Raw genomic sequence first — 17,585 nt, 5'->3', positions numbered from 1 at the left:
TTATCATATTAAAGTTTTTTGCCAGGCCTTTTTTCAAAAAAGGCCGTTCGTAACTCTCAAGAGGTGCTATGTTAAAACCACTTGTTACCCAGGTTTGGCCGCAGTTCACGGCCGATGAACAGTTTACCGCCAGCTTCAGCAATGTGTTTGTGGAGCGGGTAGAACTGTTCCGTTCCGCACGCAAAGTTATCATCTGCCTGCGCAGCACAGAGCCGCTGGACTCTGCCCTGTGCGGGCGTCTTTTGGCGTCATTGGAGCAGATTTTTGCCGGTTATGAGTTGACCATGCGCAACTACTTCAACTATAACGCCATCACGCCGGAAGCCGTCAAGGCTATGATCGAAGAGCTTAAACAGCAGGGGATGCCGGTCAACGGCTTTCTGGATAAAACCCAGCCGGTTGCTTTTGCTCAGGACGGTCTTGTGGTGCGGGTCAACGCGGGTCTGCCGATTCTGGAAAGCGTGGAGCTGCCCAAGCATCTGGCAGAACTCATCCAGGAGCGCACCGGTGCTTTGCCCATTGTACGCATGGAGCTGGTCGGCAAACAGATGGATGCGGACGAACTCGACCGCCGCGTGGCAGAAAAGGTGCCCGCCGTGCAGTTCAAGGCCAAAGAAGAAGTGGCACCCTTTACCATTGAGGGGCTGGAGCTCACCTCCAAGCCGGCTAAGGTGTTCTATGGCAAGTCTTTCAAGCCTGCCGACCTGCGCCCGCTGAACGATCTGGGCGATGGCGGCAAGGTGACCGTGTGGGGCGACGTATTCTTTACCGAGGTAAAGGGCAACCGCCGCAAAATCTACTTTACCTCCATCACCGACTATAACGGTTCCATCAACCTCAAAGTCCTCGGCGATGAAAACGAGGATATGTCTAAGTGGGAGGGCCTCAAATCCGGCACAACCCTCATCGTGCGCGGCAACTATACCTACGATAAGTACGAGCACGACTATGTCCTGCTGCCCTATGATGTATTGCAGGTGGAGCGTATGCCCCGCCATGATGATGCCCCCGAGGGGCAAAAGCGCGTGGAACTGCATCTGCATACCAAGTCCAGCAGCATGGACGGCTTCTGCGATTCCGGCAAGATCGTGCGCCTGGCCCACCGCATGGGCCACCGCGCCATTGCCATTACCGACCACGGCGTGTGCCAGGGCTACCCGGAAGCCATGCTTGCCACTGACGAGATCCACCAGGACGACCCCAACTTCAAGCTGATCTATGGGTGTGAAGCCTACTTTGTGGACGATATGATCCCCGCTGTGTATGGCACCAAAACCATGCCCATCACCGGCTCCTTTGTGGTGTTTGATACCGAGACCACCGGCCTGGACTCCAACGTGGAAGCTTTGACCGAGATCGGCGCCGTGTACGTGGAAAACGGCAAGATCAACCCAGATAAGAGTTTCTGTACCTTCGTCAACCCCGGCAAACCCATCCCGCAAAAGGTGGTGGAGCTGACCGGCATCAACGACAGCATGGTGGCCGATGCCCCCACACCGGCCGAGGCCATCCGCCAATTCAAGGAATTCTGCGGCGATAACATCCTGGTTGCCCACAACGCCAACAGCTTTGATATGTTGTTCATCCGTAAAGCAGGGGATAAGGCGGGGGTGGATTTTTCCAACACCTATATTGACACCCTGCCCATGGCACAGGCGTTGTTCCCCGGCCTGCATAACTATAAACTGGATACCATCAACAAACATCTGGAAATCCAGCCCTTTAATCACCACCGCGCCGTGGATGACGCCATGGCGCTGGCCCGCATCTTTGAGGTTATGCTCTCCGATTTGAAGGAGAAGGACATGACCACCGTGGAGGCTATCAACACCGGCCTTGGCGGCAACAAAGAGGTGCTGAAAAAGAAGTATTACCACCTGATCATTCTGGTGCAGAACCAGACAGGACTCAAAAACCTGTACCGCATTGTCAGTGCGGCGCACACCAAGTATTTCTTCAAAAAGCCGCGCGTGCCCCGCAGCCTGCTGAATCAATACCGCGAGGGCCTGCTGCTTTCACCTGCGTGCGAAGCAGGCGAGCTGTACCGCGCCGTAGTGGCAGGCAAGGCCCATGATGAACTGCTGCGCATTGCCCGGTATTATGACTATCTGGAAGTGCAGCCTCTTGGCAACAACGAGTTCATGGTCCGCAATGGGCAGGTGGATTCCATCGAAGCCATCAAGAACTTCAACCGCACCATCATCCAGCTGGGCGAAGAACTGCATATCCCCGTGGTTGCCACCGGTGACGTTCACTTCCAGGAGCCGGAGGACCGCATTTACCGCGCGGTCCTGCAGGCAGGCAACGGCTTTAAGGATGCTGACAACCAGGCCCCGCTGTTCTACCGCACCACGCCGGATATGCTGGAGCAGTTCAGCTATCTCCCGCAGGAAAAAGCCTTTGAAATCTGCGTGACCAACCCCAACAAGATTGCCGCTACCATTGATAACAATCTGCGCGCCATCCCCAAGGGAACCTACCCGCCTTCCATTGAGGGTGCTGAGGATCAGTTGCGCTCCGGCACCTGGCAGCACGCCCGCCGTGATTACGGCAACCCCCTGCCGGATGTGCTGCAAAAGCGCCTGAAAAAAGAGTTGGATTCCATCTGCGGCCATGGTTACGCTGTTTTGTATGTCATTGCGGTCAAGCTGGTGGCGTTTTCCAACGCAGGCGGCTACCAGGTGGGCAGCCGTGGCTCTGTCGGCTCCAGCGCTGTGGCGCACTTTTCCGGCATTTCGGAGGTCAACTCCATGCCGCCGCACTACCTGTGCACCAAGTGCAAGCACAGCGAGTGGATTGATGATGGCGTGACGATGGACGGCTTTGACCTGCCGGATAAAAAATGCCCTGTCTGCGGCGAACCCATGATCATGGACGGCCACGATATCCCGTTTGAAACCTTCTTGGGCTTTTACGGCGATAAGGAGCCGGATATCGACCTGAACTTCTCCGGCATGTACCAGTCCAACGTTCACCGCTATACGGAGGAGCTGTTCGGCAAGGAGAATGTGTTCAAGGCGGGCACTGTATCCGGCCTGCAGGATAAAACGGCTTACGGTTATGTGAAAAAATATCTGGAAGAGCGTGGCAAAACCGTGAACCGTGCTGAGGAAAACCGCCTGTGCTTGGGCTGCACCGGTGTCAAGCGCACCACGGGCCAGCACCCCGGCGGCATGGTTGTTGTGCCTTCCACCTTTGATATTTATGATTTCTGTGCCATTCAGCACCCGGCGGACGATGTGAAGGGCGGCCTGCTGACCACCCACTTTGAATTTAAGTACCTGCATGATACGCTGCTCAAGCTGGACGAGCTGGGTCATGATGTTCCGACTTTCTATAAGTTCTTTGAAGAGTATTCCGGCATCCCCATTGACAGCGTGCCGATGAACGATCCCAAGGTCTACAGCCTGCTGACCTCCACCGAAGCGCTGGGCGTTACCCCGGAGCAAATCGGCAGCCAGACCGGTACCTTCGGCATCCCGGAAATGGGCACCAACTTTGTGCGCGGCATGCTGCTGGATGCAAAGCCGAAAAACTTCTCGGAGCTGATCCAAATCTCCGGCCTGTCCCACGGCACGGATGTGTGGACCGGCAACGCGGACGAACTGATCCGCTCCGGTACCTGCACCATTGCCGAGGTGATCGGCTGCCGTGACAGCATCATGCTCTACCTGCTGCGCAAGGGGCTGGAACCCAAAATGTCATTTGACATTATGGAGGCCGTGCGTAAAGGCAAGGTGGCCAAGGGCGGCTTTAAGCCCGGCTGGGAAGAAGCCATGAAGGAGCATGATGTGCCGGATTGGTACATCGAATCCTGCCGCAAGATCAAGTATATGTTCCCCAAGGCTCACGCTGTTGCCTACCTGATGGCGGCCATCCGCCTGATGTGGTTCAAGGTGTACCACCCGGCTATCTTCTATGCTGTGTACTTTACCGTTCGCGGCGCGGATATCGACTATGAAGCAGCTGTTGGCGGTGTGCGCGTGGCCAAGGAGCACCTGCGGGATAACGAAAAGATCCCCAAGGATGAGCGTACCGCTAAGGACGATGATGCCCTTGTCAGCCTGCAGCTGGTCAATGAAATGCTGCAGCGCGGCTGCCAGTTCCTGCCCATTGAGCTGGGCAAGAGCTATGCCAGCAAGTATGTGGTGGAGGACGGCAAAGTGCGCCTGCCCTTTACCGCCATCCGCGGCCTGGGCGAAGCTGCCGCTGTGGCGTTGGAACAGGCTACCATCCATGGGCAGGAATATATCTCGGTGGAAGAACTGCAGCAAGCCTCCGGCGTGGCGCAGTCGGTATTCGACAAATTGCACGAAGTCGGCGCTTTGGGAAATCTGCCGGAAACCAGCCAGGTTGACCTGTTCAGCTTAATGTAATGGCAATCCCCCGAAATCCCGCCTGCCGCAGCGCAGGCAGATCAGCATACGAATATACTATGGGCAATACCGCATAATTCTAAGTGCCGATACGGCGAGCGAGATGCGGCAGATGCTAAGCCAAAAGCGCAGATAATACTGGATGTCTTATCGAGCATTTTGGCAACGCAGATGCCGTGCCGCAGCCGCCGGAGCGGTGCTTGAGCCGTTAGGCGGGAATTGTGCGGTATTGCCTATGATGTACCGGACCTGCAGTAGCGCTGCGGGGACGGTACTTTTTGTTTTGCGGGATTCGCTTTGATTCGTTGATTGAACTTACAGCCAGGCAGGGGAAAACACCCCCCCAAAAAAAATGCCCGCGCCCCATTCCAGCAAAATTTTCCGGGGCAGGTGTAGGAATTGCGTATTTGACGATGGAAAATTGATTTATCATGGAGAACATGATAGACTATAGGATACATGTAGAATCTACAAGGAACTATACGATGCCCAGCAGTAAAGATAAGGCAATACCGCACAATTCTAAGTGCCGATACGGCGAGCGAGGTGCGGCAGATGCCAAGCCAAAAGCGCAGATAATACTGGATGCTGCAAAGGTGAGCGCCGCCAGTGGCGGAAACAGCGAACCGAAGCAGGGGCAGCGGTCGCAGAGTGCGAGGGGCTTTTGCCCCCGAAGTACGATGCGGGTACCGCAACCCGACATTATCGAGCATTTTGGCAACGCAGATGCCGTGCCGCAGCCGCCGGAGCGGTGCTTAAGCCGTAAGGCGGGAATTGTGCGGTGTTGCCCTAAATACTTCCGCCTTTATGCCACACCCCCTGCCTAACTTTATGAGAATTCCAAACCCGGTGAGAGTTCTCGACACCAGAAAATTTTCTGAGCAAAATTTCTGGGGACAGGCATCTTGTACTTTGCCGTGCGTTGCGGTATACTTAAGTGTCAGATTCTAATTTTTTGTGCTCTCCCAGGCGTTAGCTGGGACAAACTGCACCCGTCAGGAGCAATATCTTGGAAAAACTAACTTATACCCATAACGCGGATGCCGCCGCCGTCATCGCCCAGACTTATGATACCCCGCCCCTTGCCTATGTGCGCAGCTATGGTTGCCAGCAGAACGTGAACGATGGTGAGAAGATACGCGGCGTGCTGATGGACATCGGCTTCGGCGTCTGTGATTCCGTCGAGCAGGCAGACTTGATCCTGTTCAATACCTGCGCTGTGCGCGAACATGCGGAACAGCGCGTGTTCGGCAATGTCGGCGCGCTGAAAAAGCTGAAGGAAAAGAACCCCCGCCTGATCATCGGGGTATGCGGCTGCATGGTGCAGCAAAAGCATATTGTGGATAAGCTGCGCGCCAGCTACCCTTATGTGGATCTGGTGTTCGGCGTGGACGGCATTGACCGCCTGCCCGCCATGCTGGTGGAGCGCCTGCACCGCGGCAAGCGCTACCTGGAAACCCCGGTCGAGCGCAACGCCGTGGTGGAGGAGCTGCCCATCCGGCGTGATTCCGGCTTCCGCGCCTGGCTGCCCATCATGTATGGGTGCGATAATTTCTGCACCTACTGCATTGTGCCCTATGTGCGCGGGCGCGAGCGCAGCCGCACCCCGGCGGATGTTCTGGCAGAGTTTAAAACACTGGTAGAGCAGGGCTATAAAGAAATCACCCTGCTGGGCCAGAACGTAAACAGCTATGGCAAAGGTTTGGAAGAAAAGACGGATTTTGCCGATCTGCTCAACCTGCTGTGCACCGTTCCGGGCGATTACCAGATCCGCTTTATGACCAGCCACCCCAAGGATGCCAGCCGTAAGCTGATCGATACCATTGCCGCGCAGGATCACCTGTGCAAGCATATCCATCTGCCGGTGCAGTCCGGCAGTGACCGTATCCTGAAAGAAATGAACCGCCACTATACGGTTGCCCAGTATATGGACCTGGTCAATTATGCTAAGGAGAAAATCCCCGGTGTAACTTTCTCCAGTGACATCATTGTCGGCTTCCCCGGCGAGACGGAAGAGGATTTCCAGGCAACGCTTGATTTGATCCAGCAGGTCAAATACATGCAGCTGTTTACCTTTATCTATTCCAAGCGCACGGGTACCATCGCTGCCAAGCTGCCGGACCCGGCCACCCATGCCGAAAAGGCAGCCCGCATGGACCGCCTGCTGAAACTGCAGGATTCCATTGCTTTCCCGATGATCGCCGCTATGGCGGGGCAGACCGTGAAAGTGTTGGTGGAGGCTGCTGGCCGCACCCCCGGCACCCTGAACGGGCGGCTGGATAACAACCTGGTCGTCGAGTTCCCCGCCGAGGAAAGCCTGATCGGCCAGTACGCCAATGTGCGCCTGACCGGTTCCCGCGCCGCACTGCTGGTGGGGGAACTGGCAGAATAAAGCCAGTTCCAATAAAATATCGTAGCTAACATTTGCTGAATACAGCGTAATAATAAGGAGTAACCAAAATGGATTGCATTGATCTTTTCAAAAAAGCCGCCGCTGCCATGCAGACTGACCCCCGTTACCTGGAACTGGATGCAGCCCGCCGCGAAAACGATAACGACCAGGAACTGCAGGGCCTGATCGGCGAGTTCAACCTCAAGCGCCTGGACCTGAACAACGAAAGCGCCAAGCCGGAACCGGATACCGCCCATGTGGCCGAACTGAACCAGCAGGTGAACGACCTGTATACCCAGATCATGTCCAGTGAGGGCATGGTGCGCTACAACACCGCCAAAAAAGAGTGCGAAGCCATGGTCAGCCATATTGATGCCATCATCAACACGGCCATGAACGGCGGCGACCCCATGACCGTTCAGGCCCCCACCGGCGGCTGCACCGGCAGCTGCTCCACCTGTGGCGGCTGCCACTAAGGCGGCACAGCAGCCAATTTGTTCATGAACAGAATCAGGAGTGTGAAGAATGGCAGCAAACATTGTGCCCCAAAAAGTTGAGGATGTTGATACACAGGCGCTTTCGCCCATGATGCAGCAATATCTGGAAATCAAGCGCCAGCACCCCAACGAGATTCTGTTTTACCGCGTGGGTGACTTTTACGAGATGTTCTTTGACGATGCCCTGACGGCATCGCGGGAGCTGGAACTGACCCTGACCGGCAAAGCCTGCGGCCTGCCGGACCGTGCGCCGATGTGCGGCGTGCCGTTCCATTCGTATGAAATTTACGCCGCCCGCCTGATTGCCAAGGGCTACAAAGTCGCTATCTGTGAACAGATGGAAGACCCGGCGCTGGCCAAAGGGCTGGTCAAGCGGGATATCATCCGCGTAATTACGCCGGGTACTGTGATCGAAAGCAGCATGCTGGCGGACGATAAAAACAACTATATCTGCAGCATTTATACCCGCAAGGTGCGCAGCCGCTGGAAAGCCGGCATCTGCTTTGCGGATATTTCCACCGGTGAGGCCTATGCCACCGAGCTGACCGCGGAAAAAATGGGCCCGGCCATCATCACCGAGCTCTGCCGCTATATGCCCAGTGAAATTCTGATCAACCCGGCACTGCTGGACTTAAAAGAAGTAACCAACTATGTCCGCCAGCATACCCATGCGCTGGTGGAACTGCGCGAGGATGCCTGCTACCAGCAGCGTGTGATGGAGGACGCCATGACCGCTCAGTTTGGGGCAGATTGGCGCAATACCTGCGGCTTTGCGCAGGACGGTCTGGTGCCCTATGCCTTTGGGGCACTGCTTGGCTACCTGCATGAGACCCAGAAGCACGGCATCGACCGCATCAAATCAGTGCAGAACTATGCCGATGCCCAGTACATGCGGCTTTCCCCGGTCACACGCGCTAACCTGGAACTGACCGAAACCATGCGCGGCCGCGAAAAGCGCGGTACGCTGCTGTGGGTGCTGGATAAAACCGAAACCTCGATGGGCAAACGCCAGCTGCGCGCCTGGATCGAGCAGCCGCTGGTGGACAGCAGTGTCATCAACCAGCGGCTGGATGCTGTGGAAGCACTGTACAATGCCAACGTGACCCGTGCAGACTTAAAAGAAGCGCTCTCCCATGTTTATGACATTGAACGCCTGACCACCCGCATTCTGTATGGCTCCGCCACCCCCAAGGAGGTCAAAGCCCTGGGGGATACCTGTGTTTATCTGCCGCAGGTACGCCAGCTGGCCCGGCAGTGTACCACCCCACTGCTGCAGGAGCTTTCGGGCGCTGTGGACCCGCTGGAAGATTTGCTGGACCTCATCAACCGTGCCCTGGTGGAAGATCCCCCGGCAAACCTTAAGGACGGCGGTGCTATCCGCGCAGGGTTCAACGCCGAAGTGGACGAGCTGCGGGATATCATGCACGGCGGCAAGGGCTTCCTTTCCCAGTTGGAAGCCAAGCTGAAAGAGGAGACCGGTATCCCCAAGCTGAAAATAGGTTTCAATAAAGTGTTCGGCTATTATATTGAGGTCAGCCGCAGCTATGCGGCCAGCGTACCGGATACCTTTATCCGCAAGCAGACCCTGACAACAGGGGAGCGCTACATTACCCCGGAACTGAAAGAGCTGGAAAACAAGATCCTTGGCGCAAACGAGCGCCTGTTGGTATTGGAACACCAGCTGTTTGCCGACCTGCTGGAAGCCATCTCCGCCCAGTTGCTGCGCATCCAGCGCACGGCCTTTGCGGTAGCCCAGCTGGATGTTCTGGCTTCCTTTGCGGAAGCGGCGGTGCAGAACAACTATGTAAAACCCACGGTGGATGACAGCGATGTGCTTTCTATTACCGAGGGCCGCCATCCGGTGATTGAGCAGATGCTGAAAGGCAGTCTGTTTGTGCCAAACGATACTACGCTGGACGAAACCGAAAACCGCATGCTCATCATCACCGGCCCCAACATGGCGGGCAAATCTACCTACATGCGCCAGAATGCGCTGATCGCCCTGATGGCGCAGATCGGCAGCTTTGTTCCGGCATCCAGCTGCCATGTCGGTGTGGTGGATGCTATCTTTACCCGCGTGGGCGCATCGGATGACCTTGCCGCCGGTCAGTCCACCTTCATGGTGGAAATGACCGAAGTGGCCGAAATTCTGCAGCGGGCCACCAAGAGCAGCCTGGTCATTCTGGATGAGATCGGCCGCGGCACATCCACCTTTGACGGCATGAGCATTGCCCGCGCCGTGGTGGAGTATATCTGCGATAACATCGGCTGCAAAACCTTGTTCGCTACCCATTACCATGAGCTGACCAGCATGGACCAGGATGTGGACGGCATTAAAAACTATAACATCGCCGTCAAAAAGCGCGGGGAGGATATCACCTTCCTGCGGCGCATTGTACAGGGCCCGGCGGATGACAGCTATGGCATTGAAGTCGCCAAACTGGCCGGTCTGCCGGAGGCCGTGATCAAGCGTGCCCACGCCGTGCTGCGCCAGCTGGAAGCCACAGCTCCCGGCGCCAACAAGGCCATGCAGCTGGATTTCGAAACAGTGGAAGCCTATAACAACCCCGCCGTTCCCAGCGAGGTTGTGGACAAGCTGAACAGCCTGGATATTGAGACCCTGACCCCCATCGAAGCGCTGAACTTCTTGTATGAACTGAAACAGGCGCTGAAGTAAATACATTGTTCAAACGCTAAGGCAATACCGCATAATTCTAAGTGCCGATACGGCGAGCGAGGTGCGGCAGCTGCTAAGCCAAAAGCACAGATAATACTGGATGCTGCAAAGGTGAGCGCCGCCAGTGGCGGAAACAGCGAACCGAAGCAGGGGCAGCGGTCGCAGAGTGCGAGGGGCTTTTGCCCCCGAAGCACGATGCGGGTACCGCAACCCGACATTATCGAGCATTTTGGCAACGCAGATGCCGTGCCGCAGCCGCCGGAGCGGTGCTTGAGCCGTTAGGCGGGAATTGTGCGGTATTGCCCTAAACTTTAAGCAGAAAAACACCCCCTGACCTAGAAAGAGGTACCCCATGGCAGAAATTCGCGTACTGGATAAGCATACCGCTGAACTGATCGCCGCAGGCGAGGTAGTGGAGCGGCCTGCTTCGGTTGCAAAGGAACTGCTGGAAAACGCCATCGACGCCGGTGCAACGCAGATCACGCTCTCCATCGTGCGCGGCGGCATTCAACAGCTGCAAATTGCGGATAACGGCAGCGGCATTGAGGCAGAGTATATCGATAAAGCCTTTGTGCGCCACGCAACCAGCAAAATTGCCAGTGCCGAGGATCTGGGCCACATCCACACCCTTGGCTTCCGCGGCGAAGCGCTTGCTTCCATCGCCAGCGTGGCCAGGGTAGAGGTGCTGACCCGCACCGAAGCGGACGAATACGCCTGCTGCTATCGCATTGAGGGCGGCGAGCCCCAGGGCATGGAGCCCGGCGCCCGCCCGCGCGGCACCACCGTAACGGTGAACGATCTGTTCTATAATACGCCCGCCCGCATGAAGTTCCTGAAAAAGGACGTCAGTGAGGGAACTTTTGTGGCGGATATCGTTCTGCATGAAGCGTTGTCCCACCCGGAAATTGCATTCCGCTTTCTGCGGGACGGCAAGCAGCAGTTCATGACCCCCGGTGACGGCCAGCTGCGCAGCGCTGCCTATGCGGTGCTGGGGCGGGAGTTTGCCCGCGACCTGCTGCCGCTGGATGGCGATGGCGGCGTTTATAAAGTGACCGGCCTTGTCACCCCGCCGCGCGCCTGCCGGGCGTCTCGCAGTGCGCAGCATTTTTACGTCAATGGCCGCTATGTCAAAAACCGCACCATGATGGCTGCGCTGGAAAACGCTTACAAGGGTACCCTGATGCAGGGCAAATACCCCGGCGCCATCCTGCGCGTTGATATGCCGGCGGACATGGTGGACGTCAACGTACACCCCGCCAAAACCGAGATCCGTTTTGCGCGGGAAAGCGATGTGTTCGATGCGGTCTACCGCACGGTGCGCGCGGCCTTGGCTGCCCCCGGCAGCGGAGAGTGCCGCTTTGATTTGGGCCATGTGGCAAAAGAAAATCCCCAGCCCGCCCCGCAGCAGACAACGCTGCCCGGCAGTGCTCCGGCACCACAGTCCAACCCCCAGCGGCCTGCGGTTGCACCGGCCCAGCCGCCGCAGCCGCAAAAGCATTTCAACACCCTTTCCGCGGCAGAGTACCGCGCATTGAATAAGCTCACGGCCCCGGTGCCTGCCCGCACGCTGCCCGGTACCAGCGGAGTGATGGAGCTGAACTCGGTGCGGGCACCATTTAATGCACCCAGCACCCCGCAGTTTGCCGCCCCCGCACCGCACACGGCACAGGAGGACCTGCTGGACATTCTGCCCGACCTGCCGGAACAGCAGCCCAAGGCAGAACCCGCTGTAACCACAGCCCTCGCGCAGCAGCCTGCCCCGGCCCAGCTGGAAAATATTGAATCACCGGAACTGCCGGAAGAGGAAAAATCTGCCACCGGCCTGAGCGCACTGCCCATCACCCACAATGACCCAACTGCCCAGGCGGACATCCCGCCGGAGCAGACGACCTTTGCCCCGGCACCCGCCAGCCTGCCGCTGCGCGTGGTGGGGGAGGTATTCAAAACCTACATCATCACCGAGCGCAACAATGAGCTTTGTCTGATTGATAAGCACGCCGCACATGAGCGCATCCTGTTTGAGCAGCTCGCCAAGGATTACGGCAGCGTGCCGTCTCAGATGCTGCTTGTCCCCGTGCAGGTCAACCTTTCCGCCGAGGAAAAGCAGGCCCTGCTGGCCCACCAGGAACTTTTGCAGAACAGCGGTGTGGAAGTGGATGATTACGGCGGCTTTACCGTTGTGGTGCGTGCCGTTCCCGCGGATGTGCCGGTGGACGATGTGGGGGATATGGTGCTGGAACTGGCCAACCATTTGCTGAACGGCGGCCGCGATGCCCTGCGGGAGAAAACCGAGTGGGTACTGCATTCCATTGCCTGCCGCGCCGCCATTAAAGCGGGGGACAGGACCACCACCGATGAAATGCTGGCCCTGGCCCAGAAAATTATGGACGGCAGTGTGCCGCCGTTTTGTCCCCATGGCCGCCCCTGCGTGCTGAAGCTGACCCGGAAGGAGCTGGAAAAACAGTTTGGACGCCTTGTATAATGCCGCCAAGCCCCGCGTGGTTGCCATTGGCGGACCGACGGCAACTGGTAAAACCGCACTCTCGGTCGCCTTGGCCAAACGCTTTGGCGGCGAGATCATCAGTGCGGATTCCATGCAGATCTATCAGGGGCTGGATGTTGGCACTGCCAAAGTGACCCCGGAAGAAATGCAGGGGGTGCCGCACCATCTTGTCGGCTTCCTTGCGCCGGAACAGGCGTTCAGCGTGGCGGATTTTACCACCCTTGCGGGGAAAACCATCACCCAGCTGACGGCACAGGGCAAGCTGCCGCTGGTTGTGGGCGGCACAGGGCTGTACATTACCAGCCTGCTCAACGGCATTGGCTTTACGCCGGAAAAAGTGGATCCTGCCATCCGGCAGGAGCTGCAAGCCCGCCTGCAGGCGGAAGGCTCCCAGGCGCTCTATGCAGAACTTGCCGCGGTGGACCCGGGCTATGCCGCCAAGGTGCATCCCAACAACACCCCTCGGGTCATCCGTGCTTTGGAACTGTACCGTGCCACCGGCCGCAAGATGAGCGCTGAGCGCGAGGCCGCCCGTCCGGCGGAAAAACCTTACCGTTCACTCTGTCTCTGCCTGACCTGCCGCGACCGCACCCTTCTTTACCAGCGGATTGATACCCGCTGTGACCGTATGATGCAAAGCGGCATTCTGGAAGAGGCCAAACTGGTGTATGACCACCGCGATACCTACCGCACCGCGGCGCAGGCCATCGGCTACAAAGAGTTCTTCCCGTATTTTGAGGGAACAGCAGACCTGGAAAGCTGCCTTGCGCACCTCAAACAGGCTTCCCGCAATTATGCCAAGCGTCAGCTGACCTGGTTCCGCCGCCAGACGGACGCTGTGTGGCTTTACCTGGAAGACGGAAACCTGGAACAGCAGGCGGCAGAACAGACCGAAGCGTTCCTGGCGGAAAACAACGCTTGAAATGCAGTAACAATATCGCTATATATAAAAGATAAGGCAATACCGCATAATTCTAAGTGCCGATACGGCGAGCGAGGTGCGGCAGATGCTAAGCCAAAAGCGCAGATAATACTGGATGCTGCAAAGGTGAGCGCCGCCAGTGGCGGAAACAGCGAACCGAAGCAGGGGCAGCGGTCGCAGAGTGCGAGGGGCTTTTGCCCCCGAAGCACGATGCGGGTACCGCAACCCGACATTATCGAGCATTTTGGCAACGCAGATGCCGTGCCGCAGCCGCCGGAGCGGTGCTTAAGCCGTCAGGCGGGAATTGTGCGGTGTTGCCATAAAACCAAAGGGGGGATACCCAATGCATGAACAGAATGAAAGCCAGCCCAAAGCATTCATAAAAATTCTTTTTGCCCTGTTTACGGCGCTGCTGGTTGTGGTGCTTGGGTATCTCTGTATCCAGATTTACACGATCTTCCACCGAACTTACAAAACCGAAACCGCCATTGCCTACACCATGTCGGATAACATCACGCTGAAAGGCGTGGCAGTGTTCCAGGCAGTGGATGTGCCTGGCAGCGGCAACCTGGGATATGTGGTGCAGGATGGTGAGCGCGTCAGCGCGGGCACCATTCTGGCGGAACAGTATACGGATGATTCCCAGGGAGCAATGCGGGAACGGCTGGACCGGTTGGATCGTGCGATTTTGCTGCTGACAAAGTCGGAAAATTCCTCCGGCAGCGATCTTTCGGTTCTGACCACCCAGACGCGCACGGCGCTGTATAACCTGCTGGACCAGATCGACACAGCATCTTACGGCGCAATTCAGGATGCTGCGGAAGATTTTTTGCTGGCGCAAAATAAACTGCAGATCAGCACCGGCCAGGCGGCGGGCTTTGGCGAGGTGCTGGCCAGCCTGCAGGCCGAGCGGGACGGCATTGCTGCCCAGCTGAACGGCCTGCAGACGATCGAAGCGGATACCAACGGGTATTTTGTCTCATCCGAAAGCGCCGCCCCGGTGGTGCGGGATCCCACGGAGCTGGATGCCATGAGCCCGGCTGATCTGCAAAAGATGATCAACGCAGGGGAGACTCCGTCCAATGCCGACCTTGCTGGGCATATTGTAACCGGGTTTTCCTGGCGGTTTTATGCCGTGTGTTCGGCAGACCTTGCCGGGCGGTTGAACGGCCTGTCCCGCGTGAGCATCAGTGTTCCGGGCAAACAGGAAGAGCCTTTGGCTGCCACCGTGGTGGATGTGACCACCGACGAAGAAACCGGCCTTGCCAAAGTGGTGCTGGAATGCCGCAGCATCAATGCTCAGGTGCTCTGCCTGAATTATGAGGAAGCCGAAATCAGCCTGCACACCTACCAGGGCATCCGCATTGACCGCAGGGCCCTGCATATCGTGAACGGCCAGCGCGGCGTATATGTCAAATACGGCGATTTGCAGCGCTTCCGCCGCATTACCATTTTATATGAGGACGATACCTACATCCTTGTACCGGAAGGCGGCAAAGTGGGGGAGGATAACGAGCTGCGCCTGTACGATGAGGTGATCGTGGAAGGCAGCAACCTGCAGGACGGCAAGCTGCTGTAAGGACAGAAAACGGGCGTTTTGCCCCACATTCTGTTATATTTGTATTGACAACGAAGCAAAAATGGAAGATAATAAATACTGTATAGTTGTGACAAAAGCCAATCGGGGCTTTTTTTGTGCAATTTATACAACTAAGCAAACGTAAGGAGTAACTGCCATGTCCATGATAGACGGTTTGAGAAACGTCCTCGGAATCAACCAGGATCCCGAAGCAGATTCCTATGTGGATGATAACGAAGAGGATGATATCTTCCCTGGCGGTGGTCAGGGCGGTTCGCCAGCCCCGGAAGAAGCCTACCCCACGCAGGAAACTGCTAAGCAGCACAGCAACAAGGTGGTCAACATCAACGCTACCACCCAGCTGCAGGTTGTACTGGTCAAGCCGGAACGTTTTGACGATGCTGCTGCCATTGCAGACCAGCTGAACGCAAAGCGCACCGTTGTGCTGAACCTTGAATCCACCAACAAAGAAGTCTCCCGCCGTTTGATCGACTTTTTGTCCGGCGTGGCTTACGCCAATAACGGCCAGATCAAGCGTGTAGCAACCAGTACATTCATCATTACCCCGTATAACGTTGATATTATGGGCGACCTGCTGGACGAGCTGGAGAACAATGGCGTCTTCTTCTGATACAAGGACCCGCGGCTTTGTGCCGCCGCAGAACGAGGATGAACGCTTTTTGATGCGCCGGGTGGAAGAACTCTGCCGTACCGCCATGCAGCGTGGCATCCCGCGGGCAACGGGCTTCCTTTCGGACCGCGAACAGGCCCTTGCGCAGGCTGCGCTCAACCGTGAGGGCTGCGATTTTGCCCGCTTTCAGGGCGGCTGGCCGGATGCGGAACGCAAAGTGCTCTGCATTGAACCACCGGATTCCTGGCCGGAAGAGCCAGTTGCGGTGCTGCATTTCACAGCGCCGCAGCAGGGCGGCAGCGCCGTGCCGGGCCACCGTGACTATCTGGGGGCAATCCTGGGTCTTGGCCTGGATCGTGCCTGTTTGGGGGATATCCTGCCGGATCCGGCCGATGCCCGCAGTGTGTATGCCTTTGTGCTGGAAGATAAGGCGGATTTTATTGCTTCCAACCTGACGGAAGCTGGCCGCAGCCCGGTGCGTGTCGAGCGCTGCGATGCCGTGCCGGAAGAAGTCCTGCGCGGGCCGGAACGCCAGACGCAGGATGCAACGGTGCCATCTTTGCGGGCAGATACCGTATTGGCAGCCATGATGCGCACCTCCCGCTCCATTGCGGCGCAGGCAATCCAAAGCGGCAGGGTGGAAGTGAACCACGTTCCGCTGCGCACCGCCCATGAGGATGTGTTTGAAGGCGATATCTTCACCGTGCGGGGCGTTGGGCGCTACCGTCTGGTGGCAATCGGCGGCAAAAGCCGCAAGGACCGCATCTTTATCACGTTTTATCAGTATTGAACATAAAACCTGAATGTGAAACCCATGGGCCGGGGCAGCCCGGCAGCCGTGCCGAACGGTAAAATTTCGGATACCATTCCGGGTGTGTGCCACCCGAAACAGGAGGAATTTGGATGATTGCTTCGGATGATGTGCGCCGCGTGACCTTTGACCGTGCCATGCGCGGTTATCGTTGTGAGGACGTAGACGATTACCTCAAACAGGTTGCGGACAGCATCGACAGCCTGGCCGCAGAAAATGATGACCTGCAGAAAAAGCTGGTCATACTGGCCCAGCGCATTGACCAGTACCGTGCCGACGAAGATACCCTGAGCACAACCATGATCAATGCCCAGCGCCTTGGCGAGAACGTCATCAAGGAAGCCAAGCAGAAAGCTGCCGAGATCATTCGTGCCGCCAACATTAAGGCGGAGGATCGTGAACAGCGCGCCCGCGATGAGGTGGAGCTGGCCCAGCAGGAGCTTGTGACAATAAAGCAGGAAGCGGATGCGTTCAAAAAGCGCCTGATGGACCTGTACCGCCAGCACATCGAAATGATTGCCAAAATTCCGGAGTATCACCCCAACCGTACAGAACAGCAGGCCGCGCAGCCGCAACCGGAACCGCAGGAAGTCCCGCAGCAGCCTGCACCCCAGCCGGTAGAACAGCCTGCCCCGGCTCCGCAGCCGGAACCGGAACCCAACCAGCCAATCCCGGAGGATGTCCCGGCTCCGCAGCCCGCAGCCCCGGAGGAAAGCTACCCGGCATATGAGGAACCGGAATATTACGAGGCTGAGCCGAAAGAACCCGCCCAGCCCGAAGAGCCGGCTCCGGCTCCGGCACCTGCCCCTGGCCAGCCGCTGGACGAGGAAAAGATCGATACGGTAGAATTTGCCTTTGCCCCCAAAACAAAGCCAATCCTGCCGGACGATGATATGCCATCCGTTGCCGGGCTTTACGGCGGGGATATGCCGGAAAAGCCCGCCAAGAAATCCGGCTCCCGCAGCCGCGGCGCTTCGGCCCGCAGCACGGGCAAAAATGCCCGCAAAACCAAGAGCTCTGCCAAAGCGGAGCTTGACGCATTTGATGATATTGATTATGATGTTTGAGGTGCCGCATTTGTGCGTGCGTGTACCCCAAGCATTTTAAGACCTGCCTGAACGGTGCAGAACTGCCGGGGCAACCTGGTGTACTGCGCTTTGGACAAGCCGCCATATCAGCTATATTAAGGAAATAGAG

General features: G+C 57.4%; 10 protein-coding genes. All 10 read left to right on the top strand.

Annotated features, from left to right (window positions below):
- Positions 1-68 precede the first annotated feature (68 nt).
- Positions 69-4,376 carry a PolC-type DNA polymerase III gene (locus PG062_RS07210; RefSeq protein WP_270751760.1) on the top strand — a complete coding sequence of 1,436 codons (4,308 nt, stop codon included), beginning with the start codon at positions 69-71 and terminating at the stop codon, positions 4,374-4,376.
- 1,009 nt (positions 4,377-5,385) lie between these two features.
- Complete coding sequence (gene miaB / locus PG062_RS07205; RefSeq protein WP_114000199.1) at positions 5,386-6,768, top strand: tRNA (N6-isopentenyl adenosine(37)-C2)-methylthiotransferase MiaB; 1,383 nt, start codon at positions 5,386-5,388, stop codon at positions 6,766-6,768.
- Between the two features lie 68 nt (positions 6,769-6,836).
- Positions 6,837-7,244: a YlbF/YmcA family competence regulator gene (locus PG062_RS07200; RefSeq protein ID WP_114000200.1), complete on the top strand. Its 408-nt coding sequence runs from the start codon at positions 6,837-6,839 to the stop codon at positions 7,242-7,244.
- A gap of 49 nt (positions 7,245-7,293) precedes the next feature.
- Positions 7,294-9,942, top strand: a complete 2,649-nt coding sequence (gene mutS / locus PG062_RS07195; protein WP_270751759.1) for a DNA mismatch repair protein MutS — start codon at positions 7,294-7,296, stop codon at positions 9,940-9,942.
- Positions 9,943-10,294: 352 nt separating this feature from the next.
- Positions 10,295-12,424 carry a DNA mismatch repair endonuclease MutL gene (mutL, locus tag PG062_RS07190; RefSeq protein ID WP_270751758.1) on the top strand — a complete coding sequence of 710 codons (2,130 nt, stop codon included), beginning with the start codon at positions 10,295-10,297 and terminating at the stop codon, positions 12,422-12,424.
- Positions 12,408-13,367, top strand: coding sequence for a tRNA (adenosine(37)-N6)-dimethylallyltransferase MiaA (gene miaA / locus PG062_RS07185; protein ID WP_270751757.1), 960 nt, complete (start codon positions 12,408-12,410; stop codon positions 13,365-13,367). The genes mutL and miaA overlap by 17 nt, the downstream gene beginning before the upstream one ends.
- Positions 13,368-13,710: 343 nt before the next feature.
- Positions 13,711-14,946, top strand: a complete 1,236-nt coding sequence (locus PG062_RS07180; RefSeq protein WP_270751755.1) for a biotin/lipoyl attachment domain-containing protein — start codon at positions 13,711-13,713, stop codon at positions 14,944-14,946.
- A 157-nt stretch (positions 14,947-15,103) separates the two neighbouring features.
- Complete coding sequence (locus tag PG062_RS07175; RefSeq protein ID WP_199488099.1) at positions 15,104-15,577, top strand: cell division protein SepF; 474 nt, start codon at positions 15,104-15,106, stop codon at positions 15,575-15,577.
- The gene (locus PG062_RS07170) at positions 15,561-16,367 is read left to right on the top strand and encodes a YlmH family RNA-binding protein (protein WP_270751754.1); all 807 of its coding nucleotides are present in this window, start codon (positions 15,561-15,563) and stop codon (positions 16,365-16,367) included. Before PG062_RS07175 ends, PG062_RS07170 begins: the two co-directional genes overlap by 17 nt.
- 113 nt (positions 16,368-16,480) lie before the next feature.
- Positions 16,481-17,455 carry a DivIVA domain-containing protein gene (locus tag PG062_RS07165; protein ID WP_270751753.1) on the top strand — a complete coding sequence of 325 codons (975 nt, stop codon included), beginning with the start codon at positions 16,481-16,483 and terminating at the stop codon, positions 17,453-17,455.
- The last annotated feature ends 130 nt before the right edge of the window (positions 17,456-17,585 follow it).

The sequence above is a fragment of the Gemmiger qucibialis genome (assembly GCF_027689445.1).
In the GTDB taxonomy this organism is placed as follows: domain Bacteria; phylum Bacillota; class Clostridia; order Oscillospirales; family Ruminococcaceae; genus Gemmiger; species Gemmiger qucibialis.
Note: the sequence above shows the minus strand (reverse complement) of the source record. Positions and strands in the feature narration are given on the sequence as shown.